This window comes from Acinetobacter sp. WCHAc060033, assembly GCF_004209125.1.
GTDB classification, from domain to species: domain Bacteria; phylum Pseudomonadota; class Gammaproteobacteria; order Pseudomonadales; family Moraxellaceae; genus Acinetobacter; species Acinetobacter wuhouensis.
Genome location: NZ_SGSW01000071.1, coordinates 1 through 13,056 on the forward strand (window position 1 = coordinate 1; position 13,056 = coordinate 13,056).

At 41.4% G+C, this 13,056-nt stretch carries 12 protein-coding genes; 9 read left to right on the forward strand and 3 right to left on the reverse strand.

Annotated features, from left to right (window positions below; genetic code table 11):
- The first annotated feature begins 170 nt into the window (after positions 1-170).
- From EXE10_RS19095 to EXE10_RS19120, 4 genes are all read left to right on the forward strand, one after another.
- A complete protein-coding gene (locus EXE10_RS19095) occupies positions 171-1,499 on the forward strand; it encodes an ISNCY family transposase (protein ID WP_130114449.1) in 1,329 nt (442 codons plus the stop codon).
- Between the two features lie 165 nt (positions 1,500-1,664).
- Complete coding sequence (locus EXE10_RS19105; protein ID WP_130114448.1) at positions 1,665-2,990, forward strand: ISNCY family transposase; 1,326 nt, start codon at positions 1,665-1,667, stop codon at positions 2,988-2,990.
- Positions 2,991-3,216: 226 nt separating this feature from the next.
- On the forward strand, positions 3,217-3,498 hold the full coding sequence (locus tag EXE10_RS19115; protein WP_035270626.1) for a type II toxin-antitoxin system RelB/DinJ family antitoxin: 282 nt from the start codon (positions 3,217-3,219) through the stop codon (positions 3,496-3,498).
- Positions 3,498-3,818 (forward strand): hypothetical protein, encoded by a 321-nt coding sequence (locus EXE10_RS19120; RefSeq protein ID WP_104442421.1) that lies wholly within the window; start codon positions 3,498-3,500, stop codon positions 3,816-3,818. The genes EXE10_RS19115 and EXE10_RS19120 overlap by 1 nt, the downstream gene beginning before the upstream one ends.
- A gap of 284 nt (positions 3,819-4,102) precedes the next feature.
- Here EXE10_RS19120 and EXE10_RS19125 read toward each other — a convergent pair whose 3' ends face one another.
- Positions 4,103-4,720, reverse strand: a complete 618-nt coding sequence (locus tag EXE10_RS19125; RefSeq protein WP_104442422.1) for a MarC family protein — start codon at positions 4,718-4,720, stop codon at positions 4,103-4,105.
- Between the two features lie 12 nt (positions 4,721-4,732).
- Positions 4,733-6,793, reverse strand: a complete 2,061-nt coding sequence (locus EXE10_RS19130) for a choline transporter (RefSeq protein WP_104442423.1) — start codon at positions 6,791-6,793, stop codon at positions 4,733-4,735.
- A 545-nt stretch (positions 6,794-7,338) separates the two neighbouring features.
- Between EXE10_RS19130 and betI the strand changes: the two genes are divergently transcribed.
- The 5 genes from betI to EXE10_RS21590 all read left to right on the forward strand — a co-directional run bounded on the left by betI (position 7,339) and on the right by EXE10_RS21590 (position 12,519).
- Entirely contained in the window at positions 7,339-7,965 is a 627-nt protein-coding gene (betI, locus tag EXE10_RS19135; protein WP_117008160.1) for a transcriptional regulator BetI, read from the forward strand.
- Positions 7,958-9,430, forward strand: coding sequence for a betaine-aldehyde dehydrogenase (gene betB, locus EXE10_RS19140; RefSeq protein WP_117008161.1), 1,473 nt, complete (start codon positions 7,958-7,960; stop codon positions 9,428-9,430). Before betI ends, betB begins: the two co-directional genes overlap by 8 nt.
- 116 nt (positions 9,431-9,546) lie before the next feature.
- Positions 9,547-11,211 (forward strand): choline dehydrogenase, encoded by a 1,665-nt coding sequence (betA, locus tag EXE10_RS19145; protein WP_117008162.1) that lies wholly within the window; start codon positions 9,547-9,549, stop codon positions 11,209-11,211.
- 321 nt (positions 11,212-11,532) lie between these two features.
- The gene (locus tag EXE10_RS19150) at positions 11,533-12,075 is read left to right on the forward strand and encodes an ISNCY family transposase (protein WP_228155379.1); all 543 of its coding nucleotides are present in this window, start codon (positions 11,533-11,535) and stop codon (positions 12,073-12,075) included.
- A 198-nt stretch (positions 12,076-12,273) separates the two neighbouring features.
- The gene (locus tag EXE10_RS21590; protein WP_165383053.1) at positions 12,274-12,519 is read left to right on the forward strand and encodes a hypothetical protein; all 246 of its coding nucleotides are present in this window, start codon (positions 12,274-12,276) and stop codon (positions 12,517-12,519) included.
- 178 nt (positions 12,520-12,697) lie between these two features.
- On the opposite strand, the gene EXE10_RS21595 is transcribed toward EXE10_RS21590, so the two are convergent.
- The coding region (locus EXE10_RS21595) for a hypothetical protein (protein WP_165383054.1) at positions 12,698-13,056 on the reverse strand (359 nt) is incomplete at its 5' end.

A 13,056-nucleotide genomic window follows, 5' to 3' on the forward strand; every position in this document is an offset into this window, starting at 1 on the left:
TTAATCTATATCAGAAATAATGAACAAAATGACATGTGTTATTTATTTAACATAATCTATATTATACGAAATCAGTCTGTTAAAACCCATTTAAAGTGTCTACATTCTCACCAATAAAAATGTCTAGTTTATGATGGTTTTACCATGATGAACTAGATGTGAATATTGAGATGTTAATCACTATGTCTGATAAAGAACTTCAACGTATATCTGTATTACAGGATGTTCGAGATCATCGCATCACTCAAGTTCGTGCTGCCGAAATTTTAGATATTTCCACACGCCAAATTACTCGGCTCATGCTTAAATTTAAGGAACATGGTGTTTCAGGCTTAACCCATGCAAGTCGTGGTTCACCTGGACATCATCGTCATGATGAAAGCCTCAAATCTGAATGTTTAGCCATTATCTCAGAGCAACTTCTTGGATTTGGTCCAACATTAGCACACGAAGCACTTTCTAGCCGTTTTAACCTAAATATGCCAGTAGAAACGCTCCGTCGTTGGATGATTGCTGCCGATCTATGGATTCCACGCTCTAAACGGACTAAGCGACCATATCAACCACGTTATAACCGGGACTGCTTTGGTGAGCTCGTTCAAATCGATGGGTCATATCATGATTGGTTTGAAGGACGTGCAGCAAAATGCTGTTTACTGGTCTATATCGATGATGCCACAGGAAAACTACTGCACTTACGTTTCTGCGAGTCAGAAACTACCTTTGATTATATGATTTCAACACGGGCCTACATTGAGCAATACGGCAAGCCATTGGCATTCTACAGCGATAAGCATTCAGTATTTAGAGTCAATCAGAAATCAACCAAAGATACGAGTGTCACGCAATTTGGACGTATTCTGAGTGATTTAAACATCGATATCATTTTTGCCAACACACCACAGGCCAAAGGTCGTGTAGAACGCGCAAATCGAACGCTGCAGGACCGTTTAATCAAAGAGATGCGTCTAGAGAACATCTGCTCGATCGAGGAGGCAAATATGTGGTTGCCCTGCTTTATTGAGCAATTTAACCTGAAATTTGGCAAGGTCGCATCGAATCCTAAAAATCTGCATAGACCTCTTGAAAGTTCAGATGATTTAGACCATGTCTTCACTTGGAAAGAACCTCGTAAAGTAAGTAAAAGCCTGACGATTACTTATGATAAGTGTATGTATATGCTCGAAAATACAGAGCAAAACAAAAGTCTGATTGGCAAATATATTGAGTTTCTAGAATATCCTGATGGAACGATTTCAATTGAATATCAAGGTAGATCAATCAATTACACTATCTTCGACAAACTGAGTAAGCTGAATCAACGAGAAGTTATTGAGAATAAACGCTTGGGATCAGTACTTGCTCATATTCAACAACAGCATGAGGAATTAGAAAAACAAAACAAACGCTCTAGATCAAAACACATGCCTAGTCGTAAAGCGCAAAAGTCGAATATTGAACAAAGAAAAATTAATCCTATACTTGACTCTTGCAGTTAAAACACGACATTTTAAATGGTTTTTCGCGTAGACATTTTAATTGGGGAATAACACAGTCTGTAAGCCCAAAGTAGAAATGTCCGGTTTCTCCAAAGTAAAAATGTCCGCTTTTAGAATATGCGCTTTTGCGATTATCTAAGCGGACGGTTTGATATGTTGGTGTCTATGTCGGATAAAGAACTTAAACGATTGTCGGTCTTGCAGGAAATCTGCGATCAACGCATAACTCAATCCCATGCTGCTCAGCTACTTCATATTTCAGAACGTCAGATCAGACGCTTACTGCAGAAATACAAAGCCCAAGGTCCAGTTGCATTAGCCCATGCCGGTCGTGGCCAAATCAGCAATTCCAAACTTCCTGAAGAACTCAGACTCAAATGCCTCAATATTGTTTCTGACCAACTCCATGGTTTCGGGCCCACTTTAGCGCATGAAAAGCTCACCACCGTACATGGACTCGATCTTTCAGTAGAAACCCTGCGTTCCTGGATGATTGCAGCTGACTTATGGATTCCTCGATCCAAGCGCCTGAAACGCCCGTATCAGCCTCGTTACAACCGGAATTGCTTTGGTGAACTGATCCAAATTGATGGCTCACACCATGACTGGTTTGAAGGACGCGCTGCTAAATGCTGTCTACTGGTGTTCATTGATGATGCCACAGGTAAATTACAGCATTTACGCTTCTGTGAGTCAGAATCAACTTTTGACTATATGATTTCAACACGTTTATATGTCGAACAGCACGGTAAGCCTTTAGCGTTTTACAGCGACAAACATTCAGTCTTTAGAGTGAATCAAAGCAGCAAGAAAGACACCAAGATTACCCAGTTTGGACGTGTACTCAGCACCCTGAATATCGATATCATCTTCGCCAATTCACCGCAGGCCAAAGGCCGTGTAGAACGGGCGAATAGAACGCTTCAGGACCGTCTGATCAAAGAAATGCGCTTGGAAGGTATCTGTTCGATTGAGCAAGCGAATGCCTGGCTACCCTGCTTCATTGAGCAGTTCAATCAGAAGTTCGCCAAGATGGCTTTTAATCCTAAGAATCTACATCGGCCTATCACTGAAACAGCCGAAGAATTAGATGATATTTTTACTTGGCGTGAACCCCGCAGAGTCACGAATAGCCTGACGATTACTTATGATAAATGCGTATATCTCCTAGAAAACACCGAAGAAAATCAGAGGTTGATCGGTAAGTATCTTGAGTTCCTGGAATACCCGGATGGTACTGTAGCCCTCATGTATGATGGCCGAAAGATCAATTACAGCCTATTCGATAAATTAAGTCAGCTGAATCAGCGAGAGATTGTTGAGAATAAACGGTTGGGTGCTGTTCTGAATCATATCCAACAACAGCATGAAGAACTGGAACAACAAAACAAACGCAATCGTTCTCAAAAGATGCCACGTAGACAAGCACAGAAAACAGCGATTGAACAACGAAATCTAAATCCTGTGCTTGACTTGGAAATGTCCATATAGGACATTTCTATTTGGTTATTAGGTAGGACATTTCTACTTGGGAATAACACAGTCTGTTAGAACCCATTTAAAGTGTCTATATTCTCACCAATAAAAATGTCCGGTCTATGATGCACATCAACAGCTACTTGGACACCAATTCTTATTAAGAATGGACACTTACTATTTACTTGTTTGGTGTCACTTTATGCCGTAAAATGGCATTGAAAAGATTAAGAGGTGTTAAATGTCTACGCTAATTAAAAAAAGAGTTCAATATACTGTGGATGAGGCAATCTCAGAATCAGCAGAGTACATAATCAAAAAAGTTGGGCTAACCCCTGCATCTGTTTTTAGTATGGTTATGGCTGAAATTGCTAAAACAGGTCGAATTCCTGTGAGTAATCAAATAAGTGATGATGATTTTAATACAGCACAGCTCATAGCCCTGAGCCATAATATTCCGAGTGTAAAAGTATCCGATACAAAATCTGCTCAAGAGTTTTTAAATGATGATGGTGGATACTAATGGCACAGGACTTGTATTGGGCTTACGTTGGTTTTACAGACATAGCAGATGGTAAAACCCGTCCTGTTTTATATATTCGACAAACAAAAAAAGACTACATCGTATTCCGTTTAAGCAGTCAATATGACAATAAATCTGACTTTATTAAAAGTAAATATATTGAAATTACAGATTGGAAATCGGTTGGACTAAGTAAAAAATCATGGATTGATACTGTACAGACATATCAATTGCCAATTGATATGACAAAATTAACTTACATTGGTAAACTTTCTAAAAATGACTATGAACGATTAATTAATCATCTTAAAGAGCAATAACTGTTTGTCCAGATTAGCACAATACTTAATGATCATTTAAATATGAATTTGCAGTAAAAAACCAGCAGAATCTTCGCAGCTGATTTTAAACAGCATCAGGTCGAACTTTATCTGCAGCCAGACACATCGGTGGGCGGTGGGACTAACAGTTATGTTTTTGGAAGATGTGTAGTAAAGGTCGACCTACTAAGCAAAAAACAAGTGAAATCCGCAAAAAAAAGTCGCCTAAGAGTATTGTCTTTTAGAATCCACTACTTAAGCTAAGCGAAAGTGGTGGGAGTATGTCAGTACGTTTCTGTTAAAACACCTAAAACCCCATTAATAATCATATCTACCGCAATAGTCCCAATCAGTAAGGCTGACAGTCGCCCGACAATATCAACATAACGGTCAATATATTTGGCATGCTTATAACGCAAATGGTCATGCGCAAATTTCATTAAAATCATCAAGCCACAGGTCAACGCCAAAGTCAGAAAAATAATCATCGCTGCGCCGCTGATTGGCAGTGCCATACCTGTCACCACAGCAGCACTGATGGTTCCTGGACCAATCATAAAAGGCATCGCAATGGTTCCTGCCAAATGCTCAGGCGCACCACGCATTTCACCAATGGTATCTGCTCCCTGAAACACGTAGCGATAACCAATCACCAAGAAGATCAGACCACCAAATATTTGAAAGGCTTCAAAGCGTACATTTAAATATTTACTAAAAATCGCTTCCCCACCCCATGCGAACAGCATAAATACTATAAAAGCAATGAGACAGCCCTGAATCAAGGCTTTATTAAACACTTTAGCTTCGGAGTTCCGAATCATGCCAATCATGTAAATACTCATTAAAAACGGATTCAGCAATGAGAAAAACAAAGCAAAAGCATGTAAATATGAGGTCAACATGGTTCCTCCTAATTATCCTTGAGGGTCTGGAAATAAGGGACGATTCCCTGGACTGATTCGATTGATATGTAAGAAGGTCATATGGCGCTCATAACGATCCAGCACATCATTAATCACTTGCTCTTTGGTATAACCAACAAGGTCGTTGCCTTGAGAACCTTCATACAAATAAGTTTCAAGACGGTAGTAGAAGCGTTTACCCAGTTTGCCTCGTTCACTAAAGGTCGGAGCGATATAACGTACTGGCCAAATTTGATAGACAAAGTTTTGTTCTTCTTCCAAATGAATCATCAAATCTAAATGATATAGATTTGAGTCTTCTTCTAGCGCACTTTCTTGAACACTGATGTCGATACCACGTTTTTGCATTTCCTCGGCAACCGCCATCACCGCAGGCCGGCAGATGTCATCGAGCATACGCCGAGTTTCAGTTGTTCCTGGATGGTGCATGACTCGGGACAAACGCTTTTTCCAGTTGAGGATGTCGACATTGCCCACCACGGGTGCAGCATTTAAACTGCTACTAGCTTGTCGATAGTCTTCTAAACGCAATGACTTATACAAACCTGCCATGACCAAGAACATCACAAAACTAAACGGCAACCCCATAATGATTGTGGCATTTTGTAGTGCCGTAATCCCGTTAGCCATCAACATTGCAAGGGTTAATAAACCAATCGCTATGGCCCAGAATACACTCAACCATCGCGGTGCATCATGATCGACATTGGTAAATTGAGTGGTGAAATTACCCAACACCAGCGCACCAGAGTCCGCCGAGGTCACATAAAATAGTAAGCCAGTAATTGTGGCTACACCTGCAATAAACGGAAACCATGGATACTGAGCCAGTAAGTCATAAAAACCATGTGCAGGATTTGCAATCACACTCTGTGCAAGGGCTAAGTTACCATCAAAAATCACACTATGTAGTGCACTATTTCCAAATATTGATAACCACGTGAGTGTGAAAAACAGAGGAATAATGAGAGTTCCGCTAACAAACTCACGAATGGTTCGACCACGTGAAATCCGTGCTAAAAACAAACCTACAAATGGTGACCAAGCCACCCACCATGCCCAAAAGAACAATGTCCAACTGTTCATCCATTCTTTCGGTTGTTCAAAGGCAAAACTTTCCAAAGTCATACTTGGAAAACGGTTAATGTAGTCCCCAATATTTTGCACAAAAGCATTCAGTAAAAATTCGGTATTGCCTAAGAACAAAATAAACAGCATCAAGCCGACAGAAACATAAATATTAATCTCGGAGAGAACTCGCAGTCCCTTATTCACCCCTGAAGTCACTGAAATAATGGTCATTACCACCGCAACCACAATTAATGCGGTTTGCATCCAAAGGTTTTCAGGTAAATCAAACAACACATGTAAGCCATAGTTCAGTTGTACTACCCCAATCCCGCAGGTCGTAGCAATACCAAAAATAGTACCGATGACCGCAGCGGTATCGACACTATGACCGATCGGCCCATGAATCTTATTACCAAAGATCGGATATAAAGCAGATCGAATGGTCAGTGGTAAGTTATAGCGATAACTAAAATAGCCCAATGCCATGCCAATCAAGGCATACATACACCATCCCGTTAGACCATAGTGAAACAGCGTCCACACCATGCCTTGACGTGCAGCCTCTAGGGTCTGCCCCTCACCCACAGGTGGATGCATATAGTGAGATAAAGGTTCCGCCACCGAGAAGAACATCAAATCGATGCCGATCCCAGCTGAGAACAGCATTGCAGACCAACTTAAAAGGCTAAATTCAGGTTTGGAATGTTTGGGACCTAATTTGATATTGCCATAGCGAGAACAGGCAATGAAAATCACAAAGACCATATACAAGGTCGCTGCGAGTAAGTAATACCAACTAAAAGTTGAACTCACCCAAGCCAAAACCATATTTAAGGTTCGGTTAGCAAAGTCATTAAACAAAATGGTGGTAACAGAAAAAATTAAAATAATGAGAGCTGAAATATAAAAGACCACACCATTTAAACGGTCTTTAGGCGCTAATGTTTGATCATCAACTGCTCTTGGATTATCTGTTGCCATACAATCCTCAAGAAAGTAAATAAAAAAGACAAAAGACAATTTTTAAACTTCTCGTGGTCGAGAGCTTAAAAATCGACTAACGAAAACGACAGTATTTTTATCAGAAATAAAAACGCTATCTTCTTTAAACCCGAAGGTCTAAATCAATTATGAGGTGCATTTTCTACACAGTTTTAAAATGTGAGCCACCCTTGTTCATTGATATTTTGATAGGAATCCTACACATATCTCCCCTCAAAATGACTATAAGAGCTTTCTCAACTCGAAAAAAGTATAAAACCGTAAACCTATAGCTCATCAGCTCACTTTTCTGAATGATGTTCTGCAATTAAACCCTTATGTTACATCCTTTTGATAAATAAACAGTTATGTGGAACATCCAAAGCAATTTAGCAGTACTTTGCTTTGAATTTAACCATAAGTGTACTCATTATTGATTGAACGTTCAATCAATAATGAGTATTATAAAAAAATGCTATGATGCTTTCCATGTAAGTTATTGAATCTAACACCTTTAAATTTAAGGCAAATTGTTTTGGATTGTCATGAATAAACGTAGAGTAAAACCTGAGCATGAGCGCCGTGAAGAAATCATTAATGCTGCCTATGCAGTCATTTATGAAGTGGGCTTATCCAATACCACCATTGCTCAAATTGCAAAAAAAGCACAGCTTTCTACCGGCATTGTGAGTCATTATTTTGGTGATAAACAAGGTCTCATACACAGTTGCATGCGTCAAATGCTCAATGTCTTAGCCAAGACCACGGCGAGTTATAAAGTAAAGGTGGCGCAGCCCAGTCCAGAACATTCGCTCAAAGCCATTATTGATGCCAACTTTGACATCAGTCAGGTCAACAACACTGCTATGCGGGTTTGGCTGGATTTTTGGTCTGCCAGTATGCACCTACCCGACTTAGGTCGACTGCAAAGAATTAATGACCAACGTCTTTATTCAAATTTGAAGTTTCATTTCTTGCAGCTCATGCCGAAGTCACAAGCAAGCCAAGCCGCTAAAGGGTTAGCAGCACTGATTGATGGCTTATGGTTACGTGGGAGTTTAAGTGGTCATCAAGCATTTGATCGTGATTTGGCACGTTCTATTGCATACGACTATGTCGATATGCAACTTCGCTTAATTCAACAGATACGGCAGGAACAACAAAATGAATGATGTACAGCTTCACTCGCTTTATATTCACGGACAATATTTCAATGCCACCAGTGATCAAACCTTTGACAGTATCAATCCTGCTACAGGTCAGGTCATTGCCACTATTCAGCAAGCATCCAAAGCTGATGTCGATGCAGCAGTGCAAAGTGCTGTACAAGGGCAGCGTGAATGGGCTGCCAAAACAGCGGTCGAACGTGCCCGTATTTTACGTCGTGCAGTCGATATTTTACGCGCACGTAATGACGAGTTAGCTCGCCTTGAAACACTCGATACAGGGAAAGCCTTCAGTGAAACTTCTACTGTGGACATTGTCACTGGTGCAGATGTTTTAGAGTACTACGCAGGACTTGCAACGGCCATTCAAGGTGAACAAGTACCACTACGTGAAAGTAGTTTTTTCTACACACGCCGTGAACCTTTAGGTGTAGTGGCAGGGATTGGTGCTTGGAATTATCCAATCCAAATAGCACTTTGGAAATCAGCTCCGGCTCTCGCCGCAGGGAATGCCATGATTTTTAAACCTAGCGAAGTGACCCCTCTTACCGCCTTAAAGTTGGCAGAGATCTACACTGAAGCAGGCGTACCTGCTGGCGTTTTCAACGTGGTACAAGGTTTTGGTGCTGAAGTGGGTCAATGGTTGACTGAACACCCCGACATTCAAAAAATTTCGTTCACAGGTGGTGTGGCAACGGGTAAAAAGGTTATGGCCAGTGCTGCGGCTTCTAGTCTCAAAGAAGTCACCATGGAGCTCGGTGGCAAATCACCTCTCATTATTTGTGCAGATGCCAACCTTGATCGCGCAGCCGATATTGCGGTAATGGCGAACTTCTTTAGCTCAGGTCAAGTATGTACCAATGGCACCCGTGTATTTGTACCACAAACCCTCAAGGCTGCATTTGAACAGGCTGTGATTGCACGTGTAAAACGTATCCGCATAGGTGACCCGATGCAGGCTGAAACCAACTTTGGACCTTTAGTCAGCTTTCCGCATATGGAAAAAGTCTTGTCTTATATTGAGTCAGGCAAACAACAAGGTGCGACTTTATTGATTGGTGGACAACGTGGAACTGAAGCAGCACTTGCTCAGGGCGCATATGTTTTACCTACCGTGTTCACCGACTGTCATGACGACATGCACATTGTGCAAGATGAAATCTTTGGTCCAGTCATGAGCATTTTAAGCTATGACAGTATTGAAGAAGCTATTCAACGTGCCAACAACACCAGTTATGGTTTAGCTGCGGGTGTGGTCACACAAGATATTTCCCAAGCTCATCGCATTATTCATCAGCTTGAGGCAGGCATTTGCTGGATCAATACTTGGGGCGAATCCCCTGCTGAAATGCCTGTGGGTGGTTATAAACAGTCAGGGGTCGGACGTGAAAATGGCATTACCACACTTGAACACTATACCCGCATCAAATCGGTTCAAGTTGAACTAGGCGAATACCAAAGTATTTTTTAAAGTCTGAATTTTAGCTAGCTAAATCCTTACTTCCTTTTTATTTTTTTTTTCATCCTCAACTCAACATGTGGCCACGTTCTCATGCAACGTGGCCCTGCCATAGAAAAAGGATCATTATGCATTCTCAACACTACGATTATATTGTTATTGGCGCAGGTTCAGCAGGTAATGTACTGGCTGCTCGTTTAACCGAAGACCCAGATGTTTCCGTGCTCTTACTCGAAGCAGGTGGTCCCGATTATCGTATCGACTTCCGTACTCAGATGCCTGCTGCCTTAGCCTATCCCTTGCAAGGTCGTCGTTATAACTGGGCGTATTTAACCGACCCAGAACCTCATATGAATAACCGCCGCATGGAATGTGGTCGCGGTAAAGGCTTAGGCGGTTCGTCCCTCATTAATGGCATGTGCTATATCCGTGGTAATGCCATGGACTTAGAACAATGGGCTAGCTTGAAAGGCCTTGAAAATTGGAGCTATGCCGACTGTCTGCCTTACTACAAAAAAGCAGAAACCCGTGATATTGGTGGCAATGACTATCATGGCGATGCTGGCCCTGTTTCTGTCGCCACGCCTAAAGCAGACAATAATGTTTTATTCCATGCCATGGTTGAAGCAGGTGTGCAAGCAGGCTATCCACGCACTGATGATTTAAATGGTTATCAACAAGAAGGTTTCGGCCCAATGGATCGAACCGTGACCCCCAAAGGTCGACGCTCAAGCACAGCACGTGGCTATTTAGATATGGCCAAAGGTCGAGCGAATCTAACCATTATCACCCATGCCATGACCAATCAAATTTTGTTCAATGGCAAACAAGCGATTGGTGTTGAATATATTCAAGGTGCTAATCAAAACAACTTACTTCAGGTCTATGCCAATAAAGAAGTCCTACTCTGTGCTGGAGCGATTGCATCACCGCAAATTTTGCAACGTTCGGGTGTTGGTTCAAGTACTTTACTTCAGTCTCTCGACATTCCAGTGGTGCATGACTTACCGGGTGTCGGTGAAAACCTGCAAGACCATTTAGAAATGTACTTACAATATAAGTGTAAGCAACCTGTTTCTCTCTACCCTGCTTTAAAATGGCAAAACCAACCTGCAATTGGTGCAGAGTGGTTGTTTAACGGAACAGGGATTGGAGCAAGCAATCAATTTGAAGCAGGTGGCTTTATTCGATCCTCCAAAGAGTTTGCTTGGCCAAATATTCAATACCACTTCTTGCCTGTTGCAATTAACTATAATGGCAGTAATGCCGTCAAAGAGCATGGCTTCCAAGCCCATGTCGGTTCGATGCGCTCACCTTCACGCGGTCGAGTACATGTGACATCTAAAAACCCTTTCGACCATCCAAGTATTTTATTTAACTACATGTCGACCGAACAAGACTGGCAGGAATTTCGTGACGCTATCCGGATTACTCGTGAAATTATGAACCAACCTGCACTTGATCCTTATCGAGGCGAAGAAATCAGCCCTAGAAAAGATGTGAGTACCGATGCTGAATTAGATGAATTTGTGCGAAATCACGCTGAAACTGCTTATCATCCATCCTGTAGTTGTAAAATGGGCGAAGATGATATGGCGGTAGTCGATGGACAAGGTCGTGTACATGGGATGCAAAATTTACGTGTTGTTGATGCGTCGATTATGCCGCTGATTATCACAGGTAACTTAAATGCAACCACCATTATGATGGCTGAGAAAATCGCGGATCAAATACGTGGTCATCAAGCCTTACCACGTTCAACTGCTCCATTTTACCGCGCCGATATTGATTGACATAATCAACCCACTTTCGTTTTACCTCAATTAGTGGAGTCCTGCAAATCAATCGCGATAACGTTACTTTGCGAAAGGTGAAATACTTTTAAGACAGGAAAGTGATTGGGGTGAAACGATTTGGTATCTATAAAGCAACTAAAAAAATGAATGAAAATTAATACGAGTGTTTTATTTATTAAAATCAAGATGTCTTTCCATTATTCCTGAACATCTGGTTGGATTTGGACCCAACTTGGCGCATGAAAAACTCAGCAGCATGTTTGACCTGAATATCCCGTTAGAAACGCTTCGGAGCTGGATGACGGCAATGACCTCTGGATTCCACGATCCAAGCGCCTTAAACGTCCATATCAGCCACGTTATAACCGGGATTGCTTCGGTGAGCTGATCCAGATTGATGGCTCATATCATGACTGGTTTGAAGGCCGTTCCGCGAAATGCTGCTTGCTGGTTTATCTCGATGATGCCACTAGAAAGCTGTTACATCTACGCTTTTGTGAGACGGAAACGACCTTTGACTATATTCTTTCCCCCGAGTCTACATTGAACAATACGGCAAGCCTCTGGCCTTTTATATATAGCGATAAACATTCGGTATTCCGAGTGAACCAGAAATCGAGCCAGGACAGCAAAATCACGCAATTTGGCCGGATTCTGAATGAGTTAAAGATTGATATTATCTTTGCCAACTCACCACAGGCTAAAGGTCGCGTAGAACGCGCGAATAGAACCCTTCAAGACCGTTTGATCAAGGAGATGCGTCTGGAAGGCATCAGTTCAATTGCCAAAGCCAATGCCTGGCTACCCTGCTTTATTGAGCAGTTCAACCAGAAGTTTGCCAAGTGTGCGCGAAATTCATAGAACTTACATCGTCCGCTAACAGAATCTGATGCTGAGCTGGAGGATATATTCACCTGGCAGGAACCGCGTAAGGTCACGAAGAACCTCACCATCACGTATGACAAGTGTATTTATCTGCTTGAACCGACAGAGCTAAATCATAAGCTTGTTGGGCAATACATTTCATTTCTGGAGTACCCGGATGGCACTGTAGCGATCATGCATGAAGGACGGAAGATCAACTATAGTGTCTTCAATAAACTGGCTGGACTACAGCAGAATCAAGTGGTTGAGAATAAAAGATTAGGCTCGGTTCTGGCGCATATCCAGCAACAGCATGAAGAGTTGGAAAAACAAAATAAACGTTCCCGTCTCAGGAAAAATATGCCGAGTCGTAAAGCTCAGAAAGCTGTTATTGAACAAAGAAATCTAAATCCTGTGCTTGACTTGGAAATGTCCATATAGGACATTTCTATTTGGTTATTAGGTAGGACATTTCTACTTTGGAATAACAGGTGTTTAGGTAGGTGTTATATTTCAATAACTTATGATTAAGCCGAAGTATCAAAACTTCGGCTTTTTTATGTTCCACGATATTTGAGCTGTTTTTAGGTTGTTTTGGTAGGTTATGCCAATCATTTTCCTACTTTTTAGCTATGTATCTTTTAAGTGCTGCCCGTTGTAAATTTAAGTCATCTACTAAATCTTGATCTATATCATTTAGCGCTACCATTGCTATGCCATATATATCCTTCTCTTGAGCTGCCGATGTTCGTTCAGAGTTGTAACGTAACCAAATGTGATGTTTTGAATAAAGATTCAATCCTTGTTTACTAAGTTCTAAATCTTTCAATCTAATTTGTACTGCACTACTAGTTTGGTAAGGAGAAATCTGCCCCGTTGTTACAATATCAACTGATGCATTTGCTGAACGCAGTAATTTACAGACCTTATCGTAATTATCAAATACAAACTTTTTTTCTTTAATCAGTGCATCTAAAG

What these genes read in the sequence shown, in the direction of transcription:
- EXE10_RS19095 (WP_130114449.1), top strand. Translation starts at nt 171, where the DNA reads ATGTTAATCACTATGTCTGATAAAGAACTTCAACGTATATCTGTATTA.
- EXE10_RS19105 (WP_130114448.1), top strand. Translation starts at nt 1,665, where the DNA reads ATGTCGGATAAAGAACTTAAACGATTGTCGGTCTTGCAGGAAATCTGC.
- EXE10_RS19115 (WP_035270626.1), top strand. Translation starts at nt 3,217, where the DNA reads ATGTCTACGCTAATTAAAAAAAGAGTTCAATATACTGTGGATGAGGCA.
- EXE10_RS19120 (WP_104442421.1), top strand. Translation starts at nt 3,498, where the DNA reads ATGGCACAGGACTTGTATTGGGCTTACGTTGGTTTTACAGACATAGCA.
- EXE10_RS19125 (WP_104442422.1), bottom strand. Translation starts at nt 4,720, where the DNA reads ATGTTGACCTCATATTTACATGCTTTTGCTTTGTTTTTCTCATTGCTG.
- EXE10_RS19130 (WP_104442423.1), bottom strand. Translation starts at nt 6,793, where the DNA reads ATGGCAACAGATAATCCAAGAGCAGTTGATGATCAAACATTAGCGCCT.
- betI (WP_117008160.1), top strand. Translation starts at nt 7,339, where the DNA reads ATGAATAAACGTAGAGTAAAACCTGAGCATGAGCGCCGTGAAGAAATC.
- betB (WP_117008161.1), top strand. Translation starts at nt 7,958, where the DNA reads ATGAATGATGTACAGCTTCACTCGCTTTATATTCACGGACAATATTTC.
- betA (WP_117008162.1), top strand. Translation starts at nt 9,547, where the DNA reads ATGCATTCTCAACACTACGATTATATTGTTATTGGCGCAGGTTCAGCA.
- EXE10_RS21590 (WP_165383053.1), top strand. Translation starts at nt 12,274, where the DNA reads ATGCATGAAGGACGGAAGATCAACTATAGTGTCTTCAATAAACTGGCT.